The following is a 26,687-nucleotide window of genomic DNA, read 5'->3' on the forward strand; positions in this document are numbered from 1 at the left end:
TTTAAATTCACAAATCAATGCAAACAATATATACTTTATATAGAATCAATCTAAAAAATAGATAAATTGGAGTTGACATGCCTTGGAATTACGACAACTACGCTATTTCGTGGCAGTTGCTGAACGCGAACATATTTCAGAAGCTGCTGAAAATTTACATGTTGCACAATCTGCCGTCAGCAGACAAATTGCCAATTTGGAGTCTGAATTAGGTGCTGAATTGTTTGAACGCATCGGCCGTAACGTCAAATTAACACCCATTGGACATGTATTTTTAGAACATGCCATTGTGGCGTTAAAAGCGATCGATTTCGCCAAAAAACAAGTGGATGAATATTTAGACCCTGAGAAAGGAACGATTAAAATCGGCTTCCCGACGAGCCTTGCAAGCTTCTTGCTACCTACCGTCATCTCGGCATTTAAAAAAGAGCATCCAAATGTATCATTCCATCTACGACAAGGGTCTTACCGCTTTTTAATTAATGCCGTGAAAAATCGCGAGCTCAATCTCGCCTTTCTTGGTCCCGTACCGCAAAAAGATGAATTAATTAATACAAGAATTTTATTTACCGAAAATATTTCTGCACTTGTCCCTGAAAATCACCCACTTGCGGAGCGCCAGGAAATTCAGCTTGGTGATCTACGCAATGAGAACTTCGTGCTGTTCCCTGAGGATTATATTTTAAATAAAGTGGTCGTTGACGCCTGTAAATCAGTTGGCTTCACACCAAATATTTCATCCGAGGGAGAGGACATGGATGCCTTAAAAGGTCTTGTGGCCGCTGGTATAGGTATTACGCTACTACCTGAATCTGCATTCTATGATGCGACACCACGACGTACGGTGCGTCTATCACTTATCGAGCCACCATTTACACGTAATGTCGGTGTCATTTTCCCGAGTACGCGTGAACTGGCCCCGTCCGAGGAAATCTTCTTAGACTTCGTCGGCAACTTCTTCTCACGTCTTACACAATTCCGTTAATCAACATCCTTCTGAACAACTGCTCAGAAGGATTTTTTATACACAGAAAAGAAAGCGTTTCCAATAATTACAATATAATAGAAGAAACACAGAATGCTTTTTATTTTAACTTTAAAATATTTTGCGTTATACTACTTGCGAAAGCACTTTGAAAGGGGTTTTATACATGAATCGTTTGGACAATAAAGTGGCATTAATTACAGGTAGTGGTGCCGGCATCGGCAAAGAAATCGCGAAACGTTTTGCAGAGGAAGGCGCAAAAATCGTCATTGCAGATTTTAACGAAGCCGCGTTAACAGATACCGTTAAGGAACTACAAGCAGCAGGTCACGAAGCCTTTGGCGTGAAGGTGAATGTTGCAGTCGAGGAAGATGTACAGCGCATGATTGACGATGCAATCGGCCACTTCGGTCAACTTGATATTCTTGTAAACAATGCCGGTGTGAGCGATAATATGCAGGCTGCTGGTAATGTGACAGATGAGGTTTGGCAACGCGTTTTTGATATTAATGTAACGGGCGTGATGCGTGGTATTCGTAAAGTATTACCTCACTTCATAGAGCGCGGTAAAGGAACAATCGTTAATATGGCATCGATTTCAGGCTTATTTGGCGGCCGTGGCGGCTTAGGCTATACAGCGGCCAAACATGCGATTGTCGGCATGACAAAGAACGTAGCGTCGCAGTACGGCCCTCAAGGCATCCGTTGTAATGCGATTGCACCTGGACAAATCCAAACAGGTTTTGCGGCAAACATGGACCATATCGATAAATTTGGCATGGAAGTAGCGATTCGTGGAACAAACTTAATGCCACGTGCCGGTACAGTAGACGATGTCGCAAATATTGCGCTGTTCTTAGCATCGGATGAATCTGATTTAGTAAATGGTGTTGCACTAGCAGCAGACGCTGGCTGGAGCGCTTATTAGGCATAAAAAAGAGGCTAGAGCAAAACACGTCATGTTGCTTTTTTAGCATTCACAACGAAAAACCGGAACCGCACACAGCGCGATTCCGGTTTTTCTTATGTTCCTAGGAGCAATTGTTTTTACACATATGTCCCCGTCTCTTTTTTATGTTCTATTTATCTACAGGAACAACCGAGCCGTCCCATTCTTCTAAAATGAAGTCTTGAATTTCTTTAGAATGCAATACATCAACTAATTTTTTGATTGATTCATTGTCTTTGTCTTTTGCATTTACTGCAATTACGTTTACGTAATCAGAGTTAGAATCTTCAATCGCAATTGAATCTTTTGTTGGGTTTAAATCGGCATCAAGTGCATAGTTGGCATTGATAACAATCGCATCACCTTCGTCGTTATTATACGTTTGTACTAACATTTCCGGAGAAACCTTCGCTTCGATTTTTACGTTTTTCGGATTTTTGTCGATATCTTTAATTTCAGCAGCTGTTTTATCTACACCCTCTTTTAGCGTAATTAAGCCATTCGCTTCAAGTAATGATAAAATACGCCCTTGCTCTGCTACTGAGTTCGAGATGATAATTGTTGCGCCATCAGGTAATTCATCTAATGATTTGTATTTCTTAGAGTAAACAGCCATTGGTTCAACGTGAATACCACCTGCACTCACGATATCATATTTAGGATTGTCTTTTAATTGCTGATCTAGGTAAGGTTGATGTTGGAAGTAGTTCGCATCAATTTCTTCGTCAGCTAAGTTTTTATTCGGTAGTACATAGTCTTGATATGTTTTAATTTCTAAATCAACGCCTTCTTTTTCAAGAAGTGGTTTCGCTTCTTCTAAAATTTCAGCGTGTGGTACGTTAGATGCACCAACAACTAATTTCGTTTCTTTATCATCGCCTTTTGAATCGTCTGAACCACATGCTGCTAAACCAAGTGCTAATGATGCTGTTAATAAACTTGCTACTAATTTTTTAGATGTTTTCATACTCGTAAATCCCCTTTTCCCTCTTATATTTATTTATAGATGACGCAAATGCGTTATCGTTTATCAATTTTTGCTGTAATCAAGTCGCCGATAAATTGGATGATGAAGACGATGACCAAAATAAGCACCGTCGCCACTAATGTCACATCCGTACGGCTACGCTGGAAGCCATCCATGAAGGCTAGATTCCCTAAGCCACCCGCGCCGATAACACCCGCCATTGCTGTGTACCCGACAAGTGCTACCGCCGTTACCGTAATACCTGAAATTAATGCTGGTAACGCCTCTGGAATTAATACCTTTGTAATAATTGTCCATGTTTTCGCACCCATTGAGCGCGCTGCTTCAATCACACCTTTATCAATTTCACGTAAGCCAATTAAAACCATACGCGCATAGAATGGGGCTGCACCAATAATCAGTGCTGGTAACGCTGCATTCGCACCAAGCATTGTGCCTAGTAGGAATTTTGTAAATGGAATTAATAAAATAATTAAAATGATGAACGGGATCGAACGGAAAATGTTCACAACCGCACCTGTTAGCCAGTTTGCTAACTTGTTTGCCCATAACTGATGTGGACTTGTTAGGAATAATACAATCCCTAATACTAAACCAATAATAAACGTTAAGATTGTTGAAATAGCGGTCATGTAAAGTGTTTCTTCTGTAGCTATCCACATTTTTTCCCAATCGACGTTCGGAAATAAATTAGTCAACATCACTAATCACCTCCGATTTGATACCCTTATTTTCTAAATATTGAATCGCAGCTGCGACATCAGCATCTGAACCAGTCAACTGGACGATTAACGTGCCGTACGGGCCACTCTTCGTCGGTGAGATATTACCGTGTACGATATTGACGTCTACCGCAAACTTGCGAATAATTTCTGTAATGACAGGTTGCTCTGTTTGATCGCCTACAAAGAATAATTTAATTAACTGTCCTTCGCGGTAATCCTCTAGCATTTGTGCAACCGATTCTTTTTGACCCGTTGACGTTGCTTGCGTCACGAAACGTTTTGTAATCGGTGCTTGTGGGTTTTGGAATACTTCAAGAACATTCCCTTGCTCAACGACCTTCCCTTTCTCCATGACCGCCACACGATGACAAATCTTACGGATAACGTGCATCTCATGCGTAATCAGCACGATTGTTAAGCCTAATTTTTCATTGATGCTCACAAGTAAGTCTAAAATCGCATCCGTTGTTTCCGGGTCAAGTGCAGAGGTTGCTTCATCACAAAGCAGCACAGTTGGATTATTAGCAAGCGCGCGGGCGATGCCGACACGCTGCTTTTGACCGCCTGATAACTGCGATGGATACGCATCATCACGTCCCTCTAGCCCAACAAGTGCAATCAATTCTTTCACACGCTTTTCACGCGCATCCTTTTTCACTCCCGCAATCTCAAGTGGAAATGCGATGTTCTCCGCTACCGTACGTGACCATAATAAATTGAAATGTTGGAATACCATGCTGATATGATGACGCGCATTGCGTAGTGCATTGCCGCGTGCCTTTGAAATATTGACATCATTGACAAGCACGTCGCCTGATGTCGGCTTTTCTAAGCCGTTAAGTAAACGAATCATCGTACTTTTTCCGGCGCCACTGTATCCGATAATGCCGAAGATTTCTCGATCCTGAATTGTTAAACTCACATTATCGACAGCCGTTAGAGAACCATTCGCTGTTTTGTATTGTTTTGAAACATTATCTAACTGAATCACTGTCATTCCACCTTGTTCTAAAACTTTTGAACTCTCTGATTATTCAAATTCCAACAATTATACTATGCTTTGTCGTCGTCCAATTTAAACTGCTAAAAAAAATAAAACCCTTCTGTTTTTTAGAGCAACAGAAGGGTTTAACGTATCGTGTCAAACCGTTCTCTCATCTCCCAAAGTAATGACTTTGCGTGAATTGGCACCATATCACATACTGCGACGGTTGCCGGGCTTCATAGGGCACTTCCCTCCACCTCTCTAAATAAGAGTAACGACATAAGTTTTTATTTTATTGTTGGTTTCTACTTTAACACTCTGATATTTTTACGTCAATGACTTATTTAAAATTTTTTCATACAAATTTGGTACGGATTGAAATGCGTATACTTTATCGCGCACTTGCCCATTCTCTGAAATTAGTAGACATGGCACACTTTCAATCTCATAATCGTATGCAATTTGTTCCATATAATTTAGATTTGCCTTCCCCATTGGGATTTGTGGCAATACCTGCTCTGTGACGTCCATCATTTTAGACGCTACTGCACATGTGCCGCACATTGGCGTATATAAATAAAAAGCCGTGACGTCATGTTTTGTACGTTCTTGCTCCCATTCTTCGCGAGACCATTCTTTCATTACATGTCATTCCTTATCGTATTAAATAGGCGGGATTCACTTGAAAATCAGCTGCTGCTAGCACGAAAGCTAAATAATTTTGCGGTGTATGCTCGACTTGCTTATACGTTCGTCGCGTGTATAAATGCTCGGCATGAGGAAAATAATGCTGCACGAGCTTTCGCGCTTTCTCACCGGACTCATCCGCATCAAAAAACACATATAAGTCACTGTCCTCATACGGTGCAAGTAGCTCCTCTAGTCGGTCCTCACTTATCGTACCATTCGTACAAATAATTTCGACCACTTCATTTAGTATGGGCAAAATGCGTAGCTTATCTTGCTTTCCTTCAACGATTAACACCTTGTCTGTCACCATTTCTGCCACCTCCACAAGCTTCCCCGTCTTCTACTTTAGTTATACCACAGCGCATGCACTCTACACAAAAAAGAACTACCCCAGTTGAGGTAGCTCTTTGTGATGCTAATATTATTCAGCGATTGCTTCTTGATATTGTTCTGCAGTTAATAAACTTTCAACGTCTGCTTCATTTGCAGGTTCAACAACGACCATCCAAGCTTGCTCGTATGGCGATTCGTTTACTAGCTCTGGAGAATCTTCTAAGTTTTCGTTTACTTCTAGAATTTTACCAGCGATTGGTAAGTATAATTCAGAAACTGTTTTTACAGATTCTACACTACCGAATGATTCGCCAGCACCGATTTCGTCGCCTACTGCTGGTAGTTCAACGAATACGATATCGCCAAGTTCTGATTGTGCAAATTCAGTAATACCGATTACTGCTTTACCATCTTCTAATTTAACCCATTCGTGATCTTCTGTGTAACGTAAATTTGTTGGAACGCTCATTGTTTATTCCCTCCGTTTATGTAATTTCATCTTTATTGTGTCACGTTTTCCGCGTGTTGACAAGGGTAATTCCGAACTTTCTAAAGGTCATACATCTTGTTACAACAGCATTTCAAGCGATTTTTGGTCGTCCATAATGGACACTATTTGTACGCTTCGACAAATTCCTGCTCTTTAAAGCCTAAAGTTACTTTTTTACCGTCCGTAGTGAGAGGACGCTTGATTAACATACCATCTGACGCTAAAAGTGCTAATTGTTCGTCTTCTGACATATCTGCAAGCTTATCTTTCAATCCTAACTCACGATATTTCATGCCAGATGTATTGAAAAATTTCTTCAATGGAAGCCCACTTAGTTCATAAAACTTGCGTAACTCATCCTTCGTCGGTGTGTCTGTCGTAATGTCATATGCCGTAAAGTCGATGCCTTCATCTTTCAACCATTTTGACGCCTTTTTACATGTCGTACATTTTGGATAATGGTAAAACTGAATCGCCATTTTGTATGCGTACCCCCTTCTCGTTTCCTCTATTGTATAGACATTTGAAAGCCTTTGCAAATACGAAAAGAAAAAGGATAGACGCACCCACTGCATCTACCCTTCTCATTATTTACATGGCCTACAGTAATATGGGAGTATTGTGTAGTTGTCTTTCGGGTAAGGCCTCTTACTTCCATACCCGAGTCACTTACACGATGAATTTTTCAGCTGCAATTAATGCTTCTGCCGCTTGGCGTTTTAAGCGAATCGTTTTCTTCGGTGCATAACGACCAAATTTACGAAGTGCTGATAGCATCATACGTTGGTTGTCACCTGATGATGAGTTCACTAGCGTATCACGCGCTTCTGCTAAGATTGTTTCAAAGGCATCTTGGCTGAAGATTTCTGTATACAATAGCTTTTGAGCCGCTTTGTCTGCACCATCGCGGTCAATCGCTTTTTGCGTACGTAATACCGCTGATTCCATCGCGAATAATTGGTTCGCGATATTGGCGATATTCACAAGAATTTCTTGCTCATCTTCTAGCTTGTTACCATATTTAAGCGCTGCTGTCCCTGCCGCAAGTAACGCCACTTTTTTCGCCATTTTCACTAAATATTTTTCTTGTGCTAATGGTTCGTCTGCGATTTCTTCTGGTACCATACCTAAGATTTCTTGCTGCAGTGCTTGCGCTTGCTCAAGAAGCGGTAATTCGCCCTTCATCGCTTTCTTCATAAATGTACCTGGAACGATTAAACGGTTGATTTCGTTTGTTCCTTCGAAAATACGGTTGATACGAGAATCGCGGTAAATACGCTCTACTTCATATTCTGCCATGTAGCCGTAACCACCGTGCAGTTGTACCGCTTCATCCGCTACATAATCAAGTACTTCTGAACCAAAGACTTTGTTGATTGAGCACTCAATCGCATACTCTGCAATCGCTTCTGCAATCTTTTTACCGTCTTTTTTCTCTTCATCACTCATTTGACCCATATTGTCCTCAAAGTACCCAACTGTACGATAAATTAATGATTCAGAGGCATAGATTTGTGCCGCCATATTCGCTAATTTTTCCTTTGTTAAGTTGAATGAAGAAATGGGTGTATTGAATTGCTTACGTTCATTAACGTATTGAATCGTAATATCTAATGCGCGTTTTGACGAGCCAATTGTACCTACGCCTAATTTGTAGCGACCAATATTTAAAATATTGAACGCGATGATGTGGCCGCGACCTACTTCACCAAGTAAGTTTTCTACTGGCACTTCTACGTCCTCTAAAATAAGCGTACGTGTAGAAGATGATTTGATCCCCATTTTCTTCTCTTCCGCACCAGTTGATACGCCTGCAAATTCACGCTCTACGATAAATGCTGTGAATTTTTCACCATCAATTTTCGCGTATACAACGAATACATCCGCAAAGCCTGAGTTTGTAATCCATTGCTTTTCACCATTTAATACATAGTGCGTACCTGCTTCATTTAAGCGCGCAGTCGTTTTCGCACCGAGTGCATCACTACCTGAGCCTGGCTCTGTTAATGCGTATGCCGCGATTAATTCACCCGTTGCAAGCTTCGGTAAATAGCGTGATTTTTGCTCATCATTACCGAATAAGACGATTGGTAAAGACCCAATTCCCACATGTGCGCCGTGTGTAATGGAGAAGCCACCAACAACAGCCATCTTCTCTGTTACAAGAGCAGATGTGATTTTATCAAGCCCTAAGCCATCGTACTCTTCTGGTACGTCTACTGCTAATAGGCCAAGATCACCCGCTTTTTTCAGTAGGTTTACTGAATGCTCGAACTCGTGATTTTCTAAATTTGGGATCAACGGGAAGACATCGTTTTTCACGTAGTCTTCTGTCGTTTTTGCAATCATTTTATGCTCATCTGTGAAATCCTCTGGCGTAAATACGCGGTTAATGTCCACGTCTTCTGTTAAAAAGCTACCACCTTTAATAATGTTTGCTGTATGTTCTGTCATCGTAAATTCCTCCCCGATTTAAATAATTCTCCCCTGTGAAAATAAGCGACAAATACGATTTATAAAACTTCGAAGACGCCCGCAGCACCCATACCGCCGCCGATACACATCGTTACGACACCGTATTTTTTGCCTTGACGTTTCAATTCATGAATCAGCTTTAATGAAAGAATCGAGCCCGTTGCGCCAAGTGGATGACCAAGTGCAATTGCACCGCCATTTACATTGACCTTCTCGATATCAATACCAAGCTCTTTTACGACTTGAATTGATTGCGAAGCAAAGGCTTCGTTGATTTCCCAAAGGTCGATATCCTCGATCTTCAAGCCCGCGATTTCAAGCGCTTTGGGAACCGCAACAATTGGCCCAATCCCCATGATTTCCGGTGGCACCCCTCCGACCGCAAATCCTAAAAATTTCGCTAATGGTGCAATGCCTTGTTCCTCTGCATATTCACGGTCCATTACAAGAACAGCCGCTGCCCCGTCAGACGTTTGTGAAGCATTCCCCGCTGTTACGCTACCCTTTACATTAAAGGCTGGACGTAGCTTCGATAATGTCTCCACTGTCGTTCCTGGACGAATCCCTTCATCCATTTTAAATTCAAAGCGTTTTTCCTGTGGCTTATTGTTGTCATCAACATAGCGCTGTACAACATCCACTGGCACGATTTGCTCGTCGAAACGACCTTCTTTAATCGCACGAATCGCATTTTCATGTGAGCGTACCGCAAAGGCATCTTGCTCCTCGCGAGATACGCTATATTTCACCGCGACATTTTCCGCTGTATGCCCCATGCTTGTGTAGTACTCAGGTGCTTCCTCTGCTAATGTCACATTTGGACGTACGACATGGCCCATCATCGGCACCATTGTCATTGATTCCGTACCACCTGCGATGATGGCTTTTGAATGCCCAAGCATAATACGCTCTGCCGCATTGGCAATCGTTTGTAGCCCTGATGAGCAGAAACGATTGACCGTTTGTGCTGGCGTCGTATCTGGAAGTCCTGCTAGCGCACCGATATTACGCGCTACATTCATGCCTTGCTCCGCTTCTGGCATCGCACAGCCGATAATTAAATCATCAATATCCCCTGTGTAGTTCGCGCGCTTTAGCGTTTCCTTTACGACTAATGCCCCTAAATCATCTGGACGAACTGTTTTTAATGACCCTTTTCCTGCTTTACCGACAGGTGTTCTGGCACCTGCAACAATTACTGCTTCACGCATAAGCGAATCCCCCTTATTATATGAAAACTAATTACGTAACGGTTTACCTTTTAAAAGCATGTGCTGCATACGTTGTTGTGTCGCCGCATTTTGTACGAGGCTAATGAATGCTTCACGCTCTAAATCCAATAAATACTGCTCATCTACAAGCGTGCCGTATGGAACAAGTCCACCTGCTAATACATACGCTAGCTTCTTCGCAATTTCTAAATCGTAAGTCGATGCAAAGCCTGAGTTTTTCAAGCCCTCCGCACCAAGTAGTAACGCCGCATAACCGGTCTCGCCAACTACTGGTACTTTTTCACGTGTAGGTGCTTGGTACCCTTCTGCTACAAGACCGATAACTGCTTGTTTCGCATCATATAGTAAGTGATCTGGATTCACGCTAATGCCGTCCGCAAAGTTAAGGAAGTTATTGTCGCGCGCTTCCTCTGCTGACATCGATGTTTTTGCTGTTGCAATCGTTTCAAACGTTTTGCTCACAATGTTTAATAAATCGATGTTCACGCCTTTTGGTAGGCCTTTTAATTGCTTCATATAAAGCTCCTTGTTACCGCCGCCGCCAGGAATGACCCCAACACCAACTTCGACAAGACCCATATATGTTTCCGCTGACGCTTGGATATGTGCTGCTGCTAAACAAACCTCTGCACCGCCACCAAGTGTCATATTGTACGGAGCTGCAACCACTGGCTTTTTGCTATATTTCATGCGCAGTGTGCCTTGTTGGAAAGCATTCACAACTGCATCTAGCTCAAATGTATTGTCATCTTCCGCTTCCATTAGAATCATCGCTAAGTTCGCGCCAACCGAGAAGTTTTTGCTCTGATTCCCAATCACTAAACCGATAAAGTCATCTGATTGGTCTAATAAATCCAGTGCGTAGTTCAGCATTTGCATTGTATCTAAGCCCAGTGCATTTGATTTTGAAGTGAATTCTAATAAAAGAACACCATCCCCGAAATCAATAACACTTGCGCCAGCATTTTTCTTTAATACGCCGTGTTGCTTTTTGTATAGTGCAAGGTCGATGGCTTTTTCATTACGTGGCACTTTCACATAGTCCGTACCGTCGAAGTAATGCAGCTCATCATCGATTGTTGTATAGAATGAATCATAGCCCTTATCAAGTAATGCATTGACGAATGCTGGAATTGTGTAGCCTTCCTTCGTCATACGCGCCACCGATTGTGTCACACCGATTGCATCCCATACTTCAAATGGTCCCTGTGTCCAGCCGAAGCCCCACTTCATCGCTTGGTCGATACCAAGAATCGAATCCGAAATCTCACCATTTAGCTCTGCTGAGTAAAGTAATGTTGGCGCAATGATGCTCCACAGTAACTCCCCTGTGCGGTCTTCTGCGTATACAAGTGATTTCACACGATTCGCCAGACCTCGTTGCTGCTTCGCCGCGGCGATTGAAGGCGTTTCCAATGCTTTGCGTGGACCATATTCAAATGTATCTAAATCAAGCTCTAAAATATCTCTGCCTTTTTTAAGGAAGAAACCTTGTCCTGATTTGGCACCAAGCCAGCCATTTTCAACCATCTTCGCTAAATAAGCCGGTACTTCAAATACCTTTTGTTCCTCGCCCGTTGTGTTGTCATACACATTGTTTGCAACGTGAATGAAGGTATCTAGTCCTACTACATCTAACGTGCGCAGTGTTGCAGACGATGGACGGCCAATTAATGGACCTGTCACCGAATCCACTTCACCTACTGAGTAGCCCTTTTCACGCATTACTTGTAGGGTAATCATGAGACCATATGTGCCGACGCGGTTACCGATAAAGTTTGGTGTGTCTTTTGCTAGCACAACCCCTTTACCGATCGCATCCTCACCAAATGCCAGCATATAATCAAGTACTGCTTGGTCTGTATATTTTGATGGAATCACTTCTAATAACTTTAAGTAGCGTGGTGGGTTAAAGAAGTGCGTTCCTAAGAAATTCTTTTGGAAATCTTCCGAGCGTCCCTCTGCCATCGCATCAATGCTAATGCCTGAAGTATTAGAAGAAACGATTGTTCCAGGTGTACGAACGGATTCAATTTTGTCATATAAAGACTTTTTGATTGCTAAGTTTTCCGTTACCACTTCAATGATCCAATCAACTTTTGACAGTTCCTTTAAATCATCCTCTAAGTTCCCTGTTTTAATGTTGTTTAGGCTTCTTTTCGTTGTGAGTGGTGCAGGTTTTTGCTTTAACAGCTTCGCCATTGCACTATCTACAAAGCGGTTACGAACAGCAGGTGATTCAAGTGTTAAGCCCGCTTTCTCTTCCTCCGCTGTTAATGAATTTGGCACAATGTCGAATAAATGCGTTTCAAAACCACAGTTTGCTAAATGCGCAGCGATACCTGAACCCATAACCCCAGAGCCGATGACCGCAACTTTTTGAATACGTCTAACCATAAAACAATTCGCCCCTTCCAATTTTGAATGAACAACCATTCATTTTTATCTAAAAAAAATATGGCCTTGAGATTTCTAAATTCATAGTAGCACGTTTTCCATTTTTTATGCAATAAAAAACGTCATTTTTGTTGAAAAAGTTTAAAATTTTCTGTTTCAATTCAATTTCCTCTTTTAATATAGTTTTTTCCTTTTCCATTTTTAAACGATTTCCAAAAAAATTAAACCAACTTACTTTCAGTAACTTATAAAACAGTGTACACTAGGATAGAAGTTATTCATTATGAGGAGGATTCAACATGCAACCAATTACAACTGTTGAACAATTTAACGAAATCATTACGATACAACCATCAGTGATCGTGAAATTTTACGCTGGCTGGTGCCCAGATTGTACACGCATGAACATGTTCATCGACCCAATCATCGAGCAATACAACCAATACACTTGGTATGAAGTAAACCGCGATGAGCTACCAGAACTAGCTGAAAAATACGAAGTAATGGGTATCCCAACACTTGCTGTATTCAAAAACGGCGAAAAAGTAGGTCACCTACACAGCGCAAACGCAAAATCTCCAGAACAAGTAACAGACTTCTTAGACGCACAAGAAGCATAATTAAAAGGAATCCCCCTTTACCGGCGGATTCCTTTTTTTAATAGTTCTTTTTTTTAGTAAATTTCGCTACAATAGAAGCAAGGTGGTGATTGGATTGGACTTACAACATGAAAACAGTCAATTAAAAGCGAAAATTGCAGAGTATGAGCTTATTTTAAGTTCGATGTCTGCACCCGTAATCGAATCATTTTTAGGAAACGTTGTACTCGTTCCACTAACAGGCATCCTCACGCTTGAGCGCATCAATAATATTGATCAGGCTATTTTTGATTATGTCGCTGAGAAGCCGTTATCTGAATGCATGGTGATTGATTTTACTGGCATCGATGTCAGTGACTTTAACTACATTGACTTGCATCTATTAACAGAGCGCTTTGAAAAGCTCAATAAAACATTAGCCATCATGGGCATTCGCGTATTGCATTCTGGTATGAATCCAGATGTTGTACGTCACTTTATTACGACGGGCTATTCATTAAAAAGCGAGTCATTTCCCTCTTTCCGTACAGCGCTACAGCAGCTCGTACGTGATGGCTATGAAAAAGCGAATGATTAAACTCAAGGCCAAATCGCAATACGATGCTTCTGTGAACGAACGCTATCAATCGTCTGCATGTGGCCCGACAGCAGTCGAGGCAATCTTACAGCATTACCTAAAGCAACCCGTTGCGATTAACTACTTATATAAAGCGCTCGGTACGACACCGATTGGTTTATTTACATGGCGCATGATTCGCCGACTTAAGCATTTACTCGGTCCAAACTGGCAAATTACACGTGTCACCAAACAAAAAGCCCTCGCTGCGATTGATGCAGGAGAGCCGATTGCACTGAAGTTCGATCGTTATTTCACACCGTTTTTCTTTAAAAAAGCACGCTATAACTATCACTGGACGGTCCTTGTTAACTATGCTGTCGAAGAGGGTCGCCTTCAGTTATTCGTACAAGATTTAGGCACGCGTAGCCGAGAAAGCCGCATCGAAAAGATTGACTATTTAGACAACGCACACGCGCTCACCTTCGTACACATTAAACCATTACTTAAAAATATTTAGCGCATGATTCGCGATTAGGCGGTATTCATGCTGATGCATTAAATCAAGCGTATCATTCGTCCACATTGGAAGTAATAACTCATCCATGCTAGCGTCGATTGGTACCGCTGTATTAATACGTGCAAGTTGTAGCGACAATTGTAGCATGTCTACGTTGTCGCTAATTTTTTGACGTTGACCCGGTTTTAATTTCGCAAGCGCAGCTAATACGCCGTCTACCGAGCCATATGTTTGGATTAACTGTAGCGCTGTTTTTGGACCAATGCCCTTCACACCCGGGTACCCATCGCTTGAATCCCCCATAAATGCTTTCACGTCTGCAAACTGCGCTGGCGAAATGCCATACTCCTCTGTAAAACGCGCCAAATTATACGGATTATATTCCGTATAACCTTTTTTCGTTAATGCAATTGTTGTATTCGGATTCACTAATTGAAGTAAGTCTTTATCGCCACTAACAACCGTAATCTGCGCATCATTTTTCCATTTTTCGACGATGGAGCCGATTAAATCATCCGCTTCCTGTCCCTTCACACCGAAGTTCTTCCAACCAATCATCTCTGACACGTCACGCGCCATATCAAATTGTGGTAGCATCTGCTCTGGGGGTGCCGTACGATTCGCTTTATAGCCGTCAAATAAATCGTTACGGAATGTGTGTGAGCCCATGTCCCAGCACACGGCCATATGTGTCGGACGGACGATATTTTGCGCGCTTAATACATGACGCGCAAAGCCCTGTACACCGTTCGTTGGTGTGCCGTCCTGTCGCGGGAAAAACTGACGCATTGGTGCCGTCGCATAAAATGAACGGAATAGTAGCGCCATACCGTCGATTAATAAAATATGTGGTTGCATTTCTTTCATTCTCCTTTAAAAAAAGCCAAGGAAGCAAATCCCCGGCTCTCTCATTAAATCACTCGAGCTACTTGAATCGTGGCTTGTAGCTCTAATTGTACATTACCACGAAGCGCTTTGCTAATCATGCAAGTCTCCTCTGCCTTCTCGGCAAAACGTTTCGCACGTTGTTGGTCGCGCTCCGACGCATTTGGCATTAGCTCAATCGTCGGCTTATGAATAATCTTCTTATACGTGAAGACGCCATTTGTTACATCAACATAGCCCTCTGACTGAAGCGTTTGCGTATTCGTCTCAATACCTGCGCGCTCTAGTAATGCAGCAAGCGTAATCATATAGCACGTCGCCGCAGCCCCTAATAGCATTTCATCTGGATTCGTCCCGATACTCGGTCCGTCCATCTCCTTTGGAATCGATACCTGCGTCTGTAAATTCCCCGCCGCAATATCTCCGACCGCATTTCGACCACCTGGCCAGCATGCTTGTAATGTAAATAAATGTTCCATTGTCATCGCTCCCTAATTCGAAAATGGATAGTACTGCTCTAGATACGGATCAAATGCATAGCGATACACATTATCCTTTTTCTCAAGCGCAATCAAATACACTTCTTGTCCCTCGTACGTATCGATTTTATTGCTGTATTCACGGTCCTTCACAATTTTACCACCTTCTGTACGCGCAATTAAGTCCTGCGCGTCCTCGACATTCACCTTTGGAATATCGCGCTCAAATACGAATGGTGCCGCGACTAATGCGGCGTATGCAATGCCGATTAACCAGTGCTTCTTACGAATATTTTGTTTCTCAATTAATGCGTAATATGCGATAAAAAAGGCCACTAACCCAATCATGACGTAGTTTGGCATGTCCCCTAAGCTGTTGATGCCGTTATAGGGCTTTCCACGAAAATAAAAATAAATAACTTCGATAAACGCTAGCACAACAAACCCTAGGAGTAGCTTTTCTCGCTTTCCTAAATTTATATCTCTTTTCAAAAAATTCACCTCTAACACCTATTTACATAAGAATCTATTCTATCATATTCTTTTCTTCAGACTTACATCATGTATTACGAAAGAAATCATCAAAAGGTTTCATGACGAAAAAAGAGCCGCGAAAAGCGACTCCTCATCGATCATCTATAATGCCTCAAGCATCTCTTTTAATTCCGTAATTTGTTCCTTCGTTAATGAAATTAACTCCGTTGTTACGTCATTTAATTCGCCAGCTTGTAGCTCCTTTAATGTTGCCTCTGCATCTTCAAGCATTAGCTCGATGTCTTCACGTTTTAAAATCGCCATGGTGTTGCTGCTACTAAAAACATATACAAAAGTATACATCTAGCTTTTTCCTGCTTCTCAGAATGCGTTCTCGGCACGTACCCCCTACTAACGTTTGTATCACTCTCCACAGGCTTCAATTCCGATGTAGCCCACCGTATTATATTCATTTAAACGGACACTAACAACTCATATTCTGTAGCTTGTTTTAAATTGATTGCAGCGTTTAAATCTCGGTCTAACACTGCATGACAGTTTACACATTCATAAACCCTATCTTTCAGTGTTAAATCTACTTTTTTATGCCCACAACAGCTACATAACTTAGAACTAGGATAAAAACGATGCACAAGGCGTAATTCAATTCCATACGCTTCACATTTCATCTGTAATTTTGTTCTAAAATGGAAGAAACCTTGTTTTGCAATCGCTTTTGATAAGTGCCTGTTTTTCATCATACCTCGAACATTTAACTCTTCTAATGTAATGAATGCTGGTTTGGTTTTTACCAATACACTCACAATGTTCTTATGATAATTTTCTCGAATATTTGCTAGACGCTGATGTAACTTTTGTACTCGACAGATTTGTTTTTGTCGATTGTTAAAGTAGCAGTTTTCACCTGCCTTTTTATATTTATTTTGTTCATAACTTCTGCTCAATTTCCGTTGAGCTTGTTTTAGCCGTTTTTCAAGTTTTCTTATTTTATCTGTTTTATTGATATTTTCATAAACCTTACCGTTGCTCATAATGGCAAAATCTTTGATTCCTAAATCAATACCGATACCTTCTGATTCAGGTGTTTGCTTATCACATTCAGGAACTTCACATAAGACCGAGATATAGAATCTGTCTGCTTTTTGTGATACTGTTCCACTTTTAATGATTGCATTTTGCGGTAAGTAACGAAACTCTTTTAGTGTTACCCACCCAATTGTAGGAATCTTAATTTGGTGGCGCTTTACTTTAAAATCGGTCTGATTATTCTTAGGAAAATAAGCTTTTACATCTTGTCTTGCTTTTTTTTTAAAACGAGGATGGTTACTTAATCCTTTAAAGAAGTTTTTATAGGCACGTTCAGCGTTCATAATCGCTTGCTTAACCGCCTTGCTTGATACCGTTTTAATCCACAAGTCTTGTTGGTTCTGTTTCGTGTGAACGTTGTTTAACCACTTAGAAAAATCGTAACCACTCATGAACTTTCTGTCTTCCTCATAATTCACACGATTCGTTGCAATGTACATGTTGTAGACATAGCGACAAACACCAAAGGTTCTGATGAGTTTTTCACGTTGTGCTTTAGTTGGTTTAATCTCTAATTTGTATACACGTTTCACAACTTATCATCCTTTTGTATTTTTTGTTTGTACGTGCGTAAGCCATAAACACCTATTGATGCTTTTATCCACATTTGTTAATGTTTTTGTTTACTGTTCAATCGCTCCTTTAAAGGTAATGTACATAGTGTACCATATTTAACAGCGCACATGCTTTCGTTTGAATCCAATGCGCCCTTTTTCTACTTCTTTTTCAATCGCACTAAGCGGCTCTAAAAATGTGCTTTTCTTGCCGTCTTTTTTTAGCTCGACCGACCCGACCTCTTTTGCGACCGCTAGTGCCTTTTCATGCAGTGGCTTATACGAAATGCCGACCGTCTTAATGAAGTTATTCATCGCAGACCTCGCCTGATTCGGTGCCTCATGAATCGTTTCCTTCGCAACATCTAATAGCACAGAAATCTTCGCCGCATCAAATGTCTCGTCCTTACGATTACCGAGCATCCAGCAATAGCAGCTCCACCCCGCAGACATACGCAGCGCATCCTCACTATGAATCCAGCGATTGGCCACCTCTTCTGCAATATCCGCCTCAGCCAACGTTACCGCTACGACATAGTCCGCCAGCATATTAAAATACGCGCCGTCCATCCAGCGCTCATAATCGGCGGCTGTCATATTATTTGGCTCTGCAATCATGCCCGCAAAATACATCGCATCGTAATTTTTCGTATCATATAACTCGTCTGCAAGTGTTTGATTGAGCCCCGTCTTTTTTAAAATCGGCTTCATCTTGCCCGTTGCGGTACCAAAAAGCGGCTCACGTGCACCACTTGCTAGATAGGATTTTTTCGTACGCTCCGTCCCTAATGCTTCTAACTCTGCTAATACGTCTACTGCATTCATGTCAGCACATCCTTCTTTAGTCGATACATTCATTATGAAGGCTATGAAAAAATGACGCAACAAACACTCAGAAATCACCCATCACCTCAGAAAGCGCCTTTTCGATACGACATATCTTTAAATATGTGTCAGCTGCATGTGAATAGGGCTAGAAAAAGGCTAATCATCTGATGTCACGATGAATTTTCGCAAATAACTACAAAAGTCGTGGCGATAGTTATCAAAGCTTTTCCTATTCATTCGCCAAAATTAGCACAAAAACACCCCGTAGACACCCGAAATCGACCCATTTTGATGCATTTCGGGGCCCCCGAATGCTTATTTCAATTGAAAACGTCAAAAAATTCCGGCTGGCTGTCGTTTTTTAAATAAATGACAGCAAGCTGCGCTGATCACGCCATAAACGCGTCAAAATCACCCCTCGGGGAAGCCGAAACGACCCTTTTTAGGCAATTTCCGGCTAAAATCATCCTTTTTCACAGCTCATTTTTAGTAAGTATTTACGCTATGACGCGTAAATAAATTTTTTCCTTGACCGATGATGCACGATAATTAGGAAATCTTCTTTTTTTCATATGTAAATAGCCGTGCTTTGACACTTATTTATAATTATGTTGTAGCCAAAACACGCTCCTTGGGCTTTTCGTTAAATGCTAATCAATCATTTTATATGAAAAATCTCCTCGGCGCCATCGTTTTGAAATTTAAAACTGTGCAACTACTCGCTAGAAATGATACTATTTAGGATGTGAAAAATTTTATCGAGTACTATAGATACAAGGAGCATACGCAATGAATAATCAAGATAACTTTTGGCAAGAACTACCGAAGCCATTTTTTATATTAGCACCAATGGAAGATGTAACGGACGTTGTGTTCCGTCACGTCGTAAGTGAAGCTGGACGTCCTGATGTCTTCTTCACTGAATTTACAAATACAGAGAGCTTCTGCCACCCTGAAGGCATTTACAGCGTGCGCGGTCGCCTAACATTTACGGAAGACGAGCAACCACTTGTGGCACACATTTGGGGCAACAAGCCCGAAATGTTTAAAGAAATGGCAATCGGCATGAAAGAAATGGGCTTCCGTGGCGTCGATATCAACATGGGCTGCCCTGTTGCGAACGTAGCTTCACGCGGTAAAGGCTCTGGCCTAATCAACCACCCAGAAAATGCTGCTGAAATCATTCAAGCCGCAAAAGAAGGCGGATTACCAATCAGCGTCAAAACACGCTTAGGCTACACAGACGTGAATGAATGGCGCGAATGGTTAACACATATTTTAAAACAAGATATCGCAAACCTAACCATCCACCTACGCACACGTAAAGAAATGAGTAAAGTCGATGCCCACTGGGAATTGATTCCTGAAATCAAACAACTACGTGATGAAATCGCACCAAACACATTACTAACAATTAACGGCGACATTCCAAACCGCCAAGTCGGCCAAGAACTAGCGGACAAATACGGCATCGACGGCGTTATGATCGGCCGCGGTATCTTCACAAACCCCTTCGCCTTCTCAGAAGACCCACGCGAACGCAGCGTTGAAGAATACCTAAACCTACTATTATTACAATTAGAGCTATACGAAAAATATGCAGACGAAACAAAACGCCCATACAACCACCTACACCGCTTCTTTAAAATCTATGTACGTGGCTTCGGCGGCGCAGCAGAATTACGCAATGCTCTCATGAACACAAAATCTGTGGAAGAATCACGCGGTATGGTCAATGACGTACTTGCGAAGTTGAAAGCAGAAGAAGTGAAATAGAGAGATAGAGCTTCCTTTTCTAGGAAGCTTTTTCTTTTGCATCATCAAAATCTTTTTACTTATTATATTTCCTTTTTTATACATTAGTTATATACTACTAAATAGAAAGGAGTAATTTTATGTTAGCTGAAATTCATGGGAAAATTAGTCGACAAGGGCGTAATTTAAGTGACCGCTTAGAAGACAATTTAACTGGTAATGTCTTCGGTGCTCTCCGCTATTTGCCCTTTAGTAAAGGATTAGGTCATATTTTGAAACAAACGCTAAAATCAAACGCAGCACTCCTCGAAAATTTAGAGGATGACTGGGCTCCTTATATTCGTTTCTGGCCCTATCATGCCGAAGGAGAAATTGATATTTTAATTCATTTCCCTGCATGTATCATTGGCATTGAAGTGAAGCTTTTTAGTGGATTAAGCTCGGTGGACGAATCTACTGATGCTGAAATAAGTTGTAATCAATTATCTCGTGAGGCACGAATTCTACATTCATTAGCACCTGAAAAAGAAAAGCTATTGATTTTCCTTGCCCCGGACTCCTTATGCAAAAATGTAGATGCACCTATTTTATCCACTGTAGCATTTGAAAAAATAAGTTGGGAGGACTTCCTTCAAGCCACACAAACAATACAAGCTGAAAATCCTTATATGACAACACTTCTTACAGATATTACACAACTTTTAATACGCAAAGGTTTTGAGCGCTTTAAAACGATGAAGATAGCTACACCTATCGTTCATGCGTCAGATTATTTTTCATTCAAAAATCCAAGCGTACATTTTAGAATTCAAACAACGCCTATTGAAAAGGAGTATTTTTATGACTTCAACAAATATTTATAATGCATTTTACGTCGTTAAAAAAACGTATGATAACATCCATAAGTTAATGGAATATTGCGCTGCAAATGGGCAAACAGAAAGCCATTACGTACAAGCTGTTCCTAAATTTTTACGCTATAAATCAGATAATGATGTACAGGGCTGGTTTATTAAAAACTTCATTATGCTGTTCCAAGATGTTCAGGACCCAGAACTTGAAAATGGGTGGCGTAACGGTTCTGTTTATATACTTGAAATCGAATTATATGATGAAGAATGCACAGACCTTCCCCTAGTGTACCTTTCAAAATATGATTATAAAGATATTGAAAACTGGTCAGCTGGTTGTAGTCCAACAAACCATTGGCGTTTTTCAGATCCACGCCACAATCATGATGCCCTACATATAAAAGAAAAAGATGACTATTTGTACGCTACCGCGAAAAACATGGAAACATGTGACCAAAGTTACTGGGGACTGCGCACGATTAGAAGCACCCATTTTTCATTACTAGACCTTGCAAGTAATAATGCAATCGAGAAAGTATTTGGTGGATTTGAAAAACTGGACAAAAAAGAAGCATTATAAAATAAAACCCCTGTAGGAGATGAATTCCTACAGGGGTTTAGATTGAAAAAGCGCCAAAACCCTTTTATATCAAGGATTTTGACACTCTATGAAACCGTATGATTTCGTCTTATGGAGACGGCGGGAGTCGAACCCGCGTCCAGAAACTCCAGTACTTAAGCCACTACGTGTGTAGTCTATCTACTTACGTTTCGCACTGCATTATGCCGACAGACAGGCGTCTTGAGCGCTAACCTACTAATCTCTTCTTACAGACTCAGGTTGCACCTGTAAGCGTATCCCACTAAAGTTGGGCCTCAGTCACTACTACATGGGCGATAGAGCGGTGAGGCAGTTGCAGAACTAGGCTGCAGCTAATTGATTGTTTGTTTTGCCAGTTATTATATAACTTCCGTTGGTAACGAAGCCGAGGCCTCCGACACGCGACTTAAGCCCAGACATCCCTGTCGAATCCGTAACGTCCCCCTATTCACTATGACAAAGAGCATGGAGCCACATGAGCTCGTACTAGCTGTCTGAATTGGGTAAGTTCGGAAATCGCGCGGTGGCGATAAACGAGACTGGCTTAAATCTAGTACTATTATAGCGCAATACTGTGGACGTCGCAACTAAAAGACCTGGACATAAGACAAAAAAGGCACGGCACAGTTATCATGCCTTGCCCTTTTCATATCACGCGACGATTAATTAATCGTTGTCGTTATCGTCATCTTGATCATCATCGTCATCTTGATCATCGTCGTCATCTTGATCATCGTCGTCATCTTGATCATCGTCGTCATCTTGGTCTTTATCTTCGTCGTCCTGATCGTCGTCATCGTCACAGTCCGCTTTTTTAGGTTTGTCATGTTTTTTATCAAGCTGTTTTTTTACGTCTTTCAAAGCTTCTTGTAGTTTTTCCATATCCGCCTTGATTTGCGCTTCTAGCTGTGTGATTTGTGCTAGTAGTGCTGTGTATTCTTCTTTTGTTAAGGCATCTTTTTTGTTAAGTGCTTTTAAATGCTTTTTAACTGCTTTTGCTTCGTTTAATTTTTTATTTAATTGGCCTTTATAGCTGTGATATTTCTTGTTGGCTTTTGCTTTTGTGACAGCTTTTTTCGGTTGGCCTTTTTTATCTACTTTAAAATAATCATTTGCAGATTTTTTCACTTTTTTCGCATCTGATGATACGGCTGTTGTTTTTTTAGCGATTGATTTGCCTGCTTTTGATTTTACTTTTACTACTTTTTTTGTTTGGTGTTTTGCTTCTTGTGCATTTGCTGATGTTGCAGCACTGAATGTTAACGCTACAGCTGTCACAGCGACGATTGCTTTTTTCATTTTGTATAATCCCCTAACAAATTTTAAGTTACTCAAGACGTTTTGCACTGAGTAATCGTAGTATACGAGGGATTTTTTACAGAAGTATATCAAAAAGATATAAAACTTATTACTTAAAATAGGCAAAATGACAATTACATGTTATTTATTAAATTTAAAATGACAAAAGAATCATTTATTCATAAAGATAAATACAATTACCCAGCTAACTTTTAGGTGATTTCATTTAAAAATAAAAAAGAAACCATACATCATCGTATGATTTCTTTTTGAAATTAACGCGCGCGGTCTTTCATTGCACGTGCAATGTCTCGTTTTGCGTCTTTTTTCTTCAGGTCCTGGCGCTTATCGTAATTTTTCTTACCTTTACCAAGGCCGATTAAAAGTTTGGCGTAACCATCTTTAATATACATTTTAAGCGGTACGATTGTGTAACCGTCGCGTTTAATGTCGTAATTAAGCTGTTGGATTTGGCGTTTATGCAGTAAAAGCTTACGTGTACGAATTGGGTCATGGTTGAAGATGTTCCCTTGTTCATACGGGCTAATGTGCATATTGGATACCCACGCCTCACCGTTACGAATTTGAATATACGAGTCTTTTAGCTGCACTTTACCTTTACGAATCGATTTGATTTCTGTACCATCTAGCACTAGGCCCGCTTCGATTGTATCCTCGATAAAGTAGTCATGGCTCGCTTTTTTATTTTGTGCGATTGCATTACCTTTTCCCTTTGGCATGTGGCATCACCTCAATAATTTCTTATTTTCGTTTGCCGTGGTCTTTCTTTTGAGAAGCTTTTGCCATTGCATCGTAGAAGCTGCCGCCTTTACGTGGCTTACCGCCGCCCTCACCGCCGCGTTTGCGGTCTTGTTTGCGTGTACGGCCGTTTACTTTCGGGCCGCTTGGCGTACGTTTGCTACCGTCTTTACCACCGCGTTTGAATTCTTTATCTTTGTCTTTCCCTTTGATGACACGAGGGCCACCTGTACGACGACGTGGTTGTGGCTCTGGCATATCTGTAATGATAAAGTCCACTGCCGCTTCGTCTACATTGACGTTGAATACTTTGATTTTCACACGATCACCGATACGGAACTGGCGCGCCGTACGTTCACCGCGCATCGTCATTGAGCTTTCATCAAAGTTGTAGTAGTCATCTGTTAAGTTGCTAATGTGTACAAGACCTTCAATTGTGTTATCAAGCTCGATAAACATACCGAAGTTCGTTACTGAACCTACGATACCTTCAAATTCTCGACCCACTTTATCAGCCATGTATTGTGCTTTCTTGATTGCTTCTGTATCACGTTCTGCATCAATGGCACGACGTTCACGAGAAGATGTATGCGTCGAGATTTCGTCCATATGCGCGCCCCAATAAGACGTTGTTTTTGGTGATTTGTCACCTTCAATTAAGTACGTGCGGATTAAACGGTGCACGATTAAGTCAGGATAACGACGGATTGGCGACGTAAAGTGTGTGTAGTACGGCGCCGCTAAGCCGAAGTGACCAAGACATTCTGGGCTATATTTCGCTTGTTGCATTGAGCGTAGCATCATTGTTGAGATTACTGGATATTCTGGTTTACCCTCAACTGATTTTAAGATACCTTGTAGCGCGCTTGGATCGATTGAATCTGTCGCACCTTTTACAGTAATACCGAAGTTTGTAATGAACTCGAAGAAACGTTGTAGACGCTCTGGAGATGGGTCTTCGTGAATACGGTAAATGAATGGTAATTCCATTTTACAAACATGCTCTGCTACTGTTTCGTTCGCTGCAAGCATGAAGTCTTCAATCATTTTTTCAGCGATGGTACGTTCACGGACAACGATGTCTACAGGCCAGCCGTTTTCATCAACAACCACTTGAGATTCTTTTAAATCGAAGTCTACTGCACCACGTGCGTCACGACGATTACGAAGAATAGTTGATAATTCTTTCATTGTTTCAAACATTGGGACAAGCTCTTTGTAACGCTCGATTAATGCTTCGTCTTTGTGTTCTAAAATTTTGTAAACATCTGAGTATGTCATACGTTCGTTTGTGCGGATGACACTTTGGAAAATATCATGTTCCACCACTTTACCTTCTGGGCTAATGACCATTTCACAAGATAATACAAGACGGTCTACTTGTGGGTTTAATGAACAAATACCATTTGATAAACGGTGTGGAATCATTGGGATTACGCGATCTGTTAAGTACACAGAAGTCGCACGCTCATATGCTTCCTTATCTAAAATCGAATCAAGTGTCACATAGTAGCTGACGTCTGCAATGTGAACCGTTAATTTGTAGTTCCCGTTGTCTAATTTCACAACACCTACTGCATCATCTAAGTCTTTTGCAGATTCGCCATCAATTGTTACGACCATATCCTCGCGGCAATCGCGGCGTCCTATGCGGTCCTCATCTGAAATTTCGTCTGGCACTTGTTGGGCGGCCTCTACGACTTCTTCAGGGAATTCTACGTCGATATTATGCTTATGGATGATTGATAAAATATCTACACCTGGGTCATTTTTATGACCTAAGATTTGTGTAATCATACCAGATGCAGAGCGTTTTTCGTCTGGCCATTTTGTAATTTCAACAACAACTTTATGCCCGTCAACAGCGCCTAATGTGTGGCCTTGACCGATGAAAATATCTGTACCAAAACGTTTGTCATCTGGCAGTACGAAACCGAAGTTTTTATTCGCTTGGAATTCACCAACGATACGTGATGTCCCACGTTCTACAACCTCGATAATTTGACCTTCACGACGTTCACCTGTTGAGTCAGAAGATACTTTCACGATGACTGTATCACCGTTTAAAGCGCCACCTTTCATTGTTGGTGGAATGAATACATCATCTAAGCCTGCTTCTTCTGGTGCTACGAAGCCAAAGCCTTTTGCATGGCCGATAAAGCGACCTTGGAATGTGTTCATACGTTCAGGTGTACCGTATTTGTCATTGCTGCCGCGTACGATTGTACCTGCTTCTTCTAATTTCACTAATACTTTTACTAGGTCTCTGAAGTCATCTGCCTCTGTAAGTCCTAAGTTTTCTTCTATCTCCGCCACCGTTAGCGGTTTAATTTCTGGTTCTGTGAGTAACGCAAGTGTGCGTTGTTCTAAATTACTCAAATGTTTTCCTCCTACGTTTTCTGACGATTATTCCTGCCAATCTAATGTATTTAGAAATGCTAAAATATCCTCATGTAATTGTTTTTTCTCTTTATCTAACGTAATGACATGGCCTGATTCCTCATACCATTTTATGTGTTTGTCAATTGACTCTACTGTATCATAAATAATCTGCGCTGACTTCGGATTTATGACATCGTCTAATCGTCCTTGTACAACAAAGATCGGTGCATACACTTCATCTACGTGACTGCGCACATCTTGAATCAGTTCAGGAAGTTTTGGCAATGAGGGCATTCCTTCACGCTTAATGTCTTCCTTTAGCGCTACTCGTTGCTCTTCAGTATATCCAAATGCGCGACTAAAATCGTTCGCATATTTTAAAATGCCGCTAAACATTGTGTCGGTTGTACGCATCGTCATCGGCGCACACATCGTCACAATGCCTTTTAGCGGTTTTGTATAACCTAAACGAAGAGAAAAGACGCCGCCAAGCGATAGGCCCGCTACAGCAATTTCTGAGTAACCAGCTTCCACTAGCTCCTCATACGCCCTTTCAACATCCTGCCACCAATCTTTTGGTCCAGTTTGAATAAGCTCCTTAGGTGATACACCATGGCCCTTATAATGCGGAGCTTTAACGGTATATCCTTCCTTTTCTAGAAAGCGCCCTAAAATACGCACATCCGCTGAACTCCCTGTAAATCCGTGTAGTAATAATACTGCTCGTTTCCCAGCCTCAAAAAAGAATGGCTCTGGCAAAGATACCTTCACTTCAAAAACCTCCTGATG

28 protein-coding genes, 1 other RNA gene and 1 riboswitch are annotated in these 26,687 nt (G+C 41.3%); of the genes, 8 read left to right on the forward strand and 21 right to left on the reverse strand.

The window, feature by feature from the left end; all coding sequences use genetic code 11:
* Positions 1-82 precede the first annotated feature (82 nt).
* Entirely contained in the window at positions 83-985 is a 903-nt protein-coding gene (locus ACFSY7_RS01265; protein ID WP_126989849.1) for a LysR family transcriptional regulator, read from the forward strand.
* Between the two features lie 166 nt (positions 986-1,151).
* Positions 1,152-1,913 (forward strand): glucose 1-dehydrogenase, encoded by a 762-nt coding sequence (locus ACFSY7_RS01270; protein ID WP_126989850.1) that lies wholly within the window; start codon positions 1,152-1,154, stop codon positions 1,911-1,913.
* 151 nt (positions 1,914-2,064) lie between these two features.
* On the opposite strand, the gene ACFSY7_RS01275 is transcribed toward ACFSY7_RS01270, so the two are convergent.
* The 10 genes from ACFSY7_RS01275 to ACFSY7_RS01320 form a co-directional block, all read right to left on the reverse strand.
* Positions 2,065-2,901, reverse strand: coding sequence for a MetQ/NlpA family ABC transporter substrate-binding protein (locus ACFSY7_RS01275; RefSeq protein ID WP_380146528.1), 837 nt, complete (start codon positions 2,899-2,901; stop codon positions 2,065-2,067).
* A gap of 53 nt (positions 2,902-2,954) precedes the next feature.
* Entirely contained in the window at positions 2,955-3,623 is a 669-nt protein-coding gene (locus ACFSY7_RS01280) for a methionine ABC transporter permease (RefSeq protein WP_380146529.1), read from the reverse strand.
* The gene (locus ACFSY7_RS01285; RefSeq protein ID WP_380146530.1) at positions 3,613-4,638 is read right to left on the reverse strand and encodes a methionine ABC transporter ATP-binding protein; all 1,026 of its coding nucleotides are present in this window, start codon (positions 4,636-4,638) and stop codon (positions 3,613-3,615) included. The genes ACFSY7_RS01280 and ACFSY7_RS01285 overlap by 11 nt, the downstream gene beginning before the upstream one ends.
* Before the next feature lie 160 nt (positions 4,639-4,798).
* Positions 4,799-4,904: riboswitch (SAM riboswitch) on the reverse strand.
* A 55-nt stretch (positions 4,905-4,959) separates the two neighbouring features.
* Positions 4,960-5,274 carry a thioredoxin family protein gene (locus tag ACFSY7_RS01290; protein WP_126989854.1) on the reverse strand — a complete coding sequence of 105 codons (315 nt, stop codon included), beginning with the start codon at positions 5,272-5,274 and terminating at the stop codon, positions 4,960-4,962.
* Between the two features lie 13 nt (positions 5,275-5,287).
* A complete protein-coding gene (locus ACFSY7_RS01295; protein WP_126989855.1) occupies positions 5,288-5,632 on the reverse strand; it encodes a toprim domain-containing protein in 345 nt (114 codons plus the stop codon).
* Between the two features lie 111 nt (positions 5,633-5,743).
* The gene (gene gcvH, locus ACFSY7_RS01300; RefSeq protein WP_126989856.1) at positions 5,744-6,124 is read right to left on the reverse strand and encodes a glycine cleavage system protein GcvH; all 381 of its coding nucleotides are present in this window, start codon (positions 6,122-6,124) and stop codon (positions 5,744-5,746) included.
* A gap of 143 nt (positions 6,125-6,267) precedes the next feature.
* Complete coding sequence (locus ACFSY7_RS01305) at positions 6,268-6,624, reverse strand: arsenate reductase family protein (RefSeq protein ID WP_126989857.1); 357 nt, start codon at positions 6,622-6,624, stop codon at positions 6,268-6,270.
* Between the two features lie 190 nt (positions 6,625-6,814).
* Positions 6,815-8,599, reverse strand: a complete 1,785-nt coding sequence (locus ACFSY7_RS01310; protein ID WP_380146531.1) for an acyl-CoA dehydrogenase family protein — start codon at positions 8,597-8,599, stop codon at positions 6,815-6,817.
* 59 nt (positions 8,600-8,658) lie between these two features.
* The gene (locus tag ACFSY7_RS01315; RefSeq protein WP_139995566.1) at positions 8,659-9,831 is read right to left on the reverse strand and encodes an acetyl-CoA C-acetyltransferase; all 1,173 of its coding nucleotides are present in this window, start codon (positions 9,829-9,831) and stop codon (positions 8,659-8,661) included.
* Positions 9,832-9,858: 27 nt separating this feature from the next.
* Positions 9,859-12,249, reverse strand: coding sequence for a 3-hydroxyacyl-CoA dehydrogenase/enoyl-CoA hydratase family protein (locus ACFSY7_RS01320; protein WP_139995564.1), 2,391 nt, complete (start codon positions 12,247-12,249; stop codon positions 9,859-9,861).
* A 299-nt stretch (positions 12,250-12,548) separates the two neighbouring features.
* Here ACFSY7_RS01320 and ACFSY7_RS01325 point away from each other — a divergent pair, with 299 nt between their 5' ends.
* The 3 genes from ACFSY7_RS01325 (at position 12,549) to ACFSY7_RS01335 (ending at position 13,924) form a co-directional block, all read left to right on the forward strand.
* The gene (locus tag ACFSY7_RS01325; RefSeq protein WP_380146532.1) at positions 12,549-12,869 is read left to right on the forward strand and encodes a thioredoxin family protein; all 321 of its coding nucleotides are present in this window, start codon (positions 12,549-12,551) and stop codon (positions 12,867-12,869) included.
* 94 nt (positions 12,870-12,963) lie between these two features.
* A complete protein-coding gene (locus ACFSY7_RS01330; RefSeq protein ID WP_380146533.1) occupies positions 12,964-13,425 on the forward strand; it encodes a hypothetical protein in 462 nt (153 codons plus the stop codon).
* A complete protein-coding gene (locus ACFSY7_RS01335) occupies positions 13,418-13,924 on the forward strand; it encodes a C39 family peptidase (RefSeq protein ID WP_380146534.1) in 507 nt (168 codons plus the stop codon). Before ACFSY7_RS01330 ends, ACFSY7_RS01335 begins: the two co-directional genes overlap by 8 nt.
* Here the strand turns inward: ACFSY7_RS01335 and ACFSY7_RS01340 are convergent.
* From ACFSY7_RS01340 to ACFSY7_RS01365, 6 genes are all read right to left on the reverse strand, one after another.
* Positions 13,907-14,791 (reverse strand): 5'-3' exonuclease, encoded by an 885-nt coding sequence (locus ACFSY7_RS01340; RefSeq protein WP_380146535.1) that lies wholly within the window; start codon positions 14,789-14,791, stop codon positions 13,907-13,909. The genes ACFSY7_RS01335 and ACFSY7_RS01340 overlap by 18 nt on opposite strands.
* 44 nt (positions 14,792-14,835) lie before the next feature.
* Positions 14,836-15,288 (reverse strand): OsmC family protein, encoded by a 453-nt coding sequence (locus ACFSY7_RS01345; RefSeq protein ID WP_380146536.1) that lies wholly within the window; start codon positions 15,286-15,288, stop codon positions 14,836-14,838.
* 12 nt (positions 15,289-15,300) lie between these two features.
* Entirely contained in the window at positions 15,301-15,780 is a 480-nt protein-coding gene (locus tag ACFSY7_RS01350; RefSeq protein ID WP_380146537.1) for a hypothetical protein, read from the reverse strand.
* Between the two features lie 144 nt (positions 15,781-15,924).
* Positions 15,925-16,125, reverse strand: coding sequence for a hypothetical protein (locus ACFSY7_RS01355; protein ID WP_139995552.1), 201 nt, complete (start codon positions 16,123-16,125; stop codon positions 15,925-15,927).
* Positions 16,126-16,235: 110 nt separating this feature from the next.
* Positions 16,236-17,402 (reverse strand): RNA-guided endonuclease InsQ/TnpB family protein, encoded by a 1,167-nt coding sequence (locus ACFSY7_RS01360; RefSeq protein WP_380146539.1) that lies wholly within the window; start codon positions 17,400-17,402, stop codon positions 16,236-16,238.
* Between the two features lie 138 nt (positions 17,403-17,540).
* Positions 17,541-18,248, reverse strand: coding sequence for a DNA alkylation repair protein (locus ACFSY7_RS01365; protein ID WP_380146540.1), 708 nt, complete (start codon positions 18,246-18,248; stop codon positions 17,541-17,543).
* Between the two features lie 792 nt (positions 18,249-19,040).
* Between ACFSY7_RS01365 and ACFSY7_RS01370 the strand changes: the two genes are divergently transcribed.
* The 3 genes from ACFSY7_RS01370 to ACFSY7_RS01380 all read left to right on the forward strand — a co-directional run bounded on the left by ACFSY7_RS01370 (position 19,041) and on the right by ACFSY7_RS01380 (position 21,437).
* Complete coding sequence (locus ACFSY7_RS01370) at positions 19,041-20,027, forward strand: tRNA dihydrouridine synthase (RefSeq protein ID WP_380146541.1); 987 nt, start codon at positions 19,041-19,043, stop codon at positions 20,025-20,027.
* A gap of 119 nt (positions 20,028-20,146) precedes the next feature.
* A complete protein-coding gene (locus ACFSY7_RS01375) occupies positions 20,147-20,869 on the forward strand; it encodes a hypothetical protein (protein ID WP_380146542.1) in 723 nt (240 codons plus the stop codon).
* Positions 20,847-21,437 (forward strand): hypothetical protein, encoded by a 591-nt coding sequence (locus ACFSY7_RS01380; protein WP_380146543.1) that lies wholly within the window; start codon positions 20,847-20,849, stop codon positions 21,435-21,437. Before ACFSY7_RS01375 ends, ACFSY7_RS01380 begins: the two co-directional genes overlap by 23 nt.
* A gap of 109 nt (positions 21,438-21,546) precedes the next feature.
* Here ACFSY7_RS01380 and ssrA read toward each other — a convergent pair.
* From ssrA to ACFSY7_RS01405, 5 genes are all read right to left on the reverse strand, one after another.
* Positions 21,547-21,902, reverse strand: a transfer-messenger RNA (tmRNA) gene (gene ssrA, locus ACFSY7_RS01385).
* A gap of 222 nt (positions 21,903-22,124) precedes the next feature.
* The gene (locus tag ACFSY7_RS01390; RefSeq protein ID WP_380146544.1) at positions 22,125-22,757 is read right to left on the reverse strand and encodes a hypothetical protein; all 633 of its coding nucleotides are present in this window, start codon (positions 22,755-22,757) and stop codon (positions 22,125-22,127) included.
* A gap of 275 nt (positions 22,758-23,032) precedes the next feature.
* Positions 23,033-23,497, reverse strand: a complete 465-nt coding sequence (smpB, locus tag ACFSY7_RS01395; RefSeq protein ID WP_139995528.1) for an SsrA-binding protein SmpB — start codon at positions 23,495-23,497, stop codon at positions 23,033-23,035.
* Between the two features lie 22 nt (positions 23,498-23,519).
* A complete protein-coding gene (rnr, locus tag ACFSY7_RS01400) occupies positions 23,520-25,895 on the reverse strand; it encodes a ribonuclease R (protein ID WP_380146546.1) in 2,376 nt (791 codons plus the stop codon).
* Positions 25,896-25,922: 27 nt separating this feature from the next.
* Complete coding sequence (locus ACFSY7_RS01405) at positions 25,923-26,669, reverse strand: alpha/beta hydrolase (RefSeq protein ID WP_126991283.1); 747 nt, start codon at positions 26,667-26,669, stop codon at positions 25,923-25,925.
* Between the last annotated feature and the right edge of the window lie 18 nt (positions 26,670-26,687).

This window comes from Kurthia populi (assembly GCF_042686175.1).
Classification (GTDB): domain Bacteria; phylum Bacillota; class Bacilli; order Bacillales_A; family Planococcaceae; genus Kurthia; species Kurthia populi.